Source organism: Carboxydothermus islandicus (assembly GCF_001950325.1).
Taxonomy (GTDB): domain Bacteria; phylum Bacillota; class Z-2901; order Carboxydothermales; family Carboxydothermaceae; genus Carboxydothermus; species Carboxydothermus islandicus.
The window spans coordinates 1-415 of the sequence record NZ_BDJL01000114.1; the positions used below are offsets into that span (position 1 = coordinate 1).

The window sequence follows — 415 nt, forward strand, 5'->3', positions numbered from 1 at the left end:
CCACACTGCCGTAGGGGGAAGCTTATTGCAGTGGGGTTCGGTGTATGACACCTGTATGGCCTGCCATGATGGTACCATCAGCACTACTTACGACGTAGAAAGAGGGGTTATCGGAACCACTAATAGAGCCACTTATGGCGGAATGTTTGGAACTGGTAGTGAAGGTTCTTTATCCCGGCATAACGTTGTAGGTTCGGTGCAGATATTTGCGGCACCTGGTGGCAACAGCACTGGAAGTTATGAAGATGCAACAGCAGTAGGGCACGAAGCTGCAGCTACCAAGATGTGGGATATTGAGTTTGGCTGTCAATCCTGCCACAGTCCGCACGGACAGGGAGGAAACGCCCGGATTTTAAGTCCCGACCCGAACAAAATTGCGCGGGTCAACTATGTAAACGGTGCGGTATATGCCGAC

At 51.6% G+C, this 415-nt stretch carries 1 pseudogene; it reads left to right on the forward strand.

Annotated elements, in window-relative coordinates:
* Nucleotides 1-25 precede the first annotated feature (25 nt).
* Nucleotides 26-415: pseudogene (locus ciss_RS09720) on the forward strand (cytochrome c3 family protein); the annotation flags it as partial.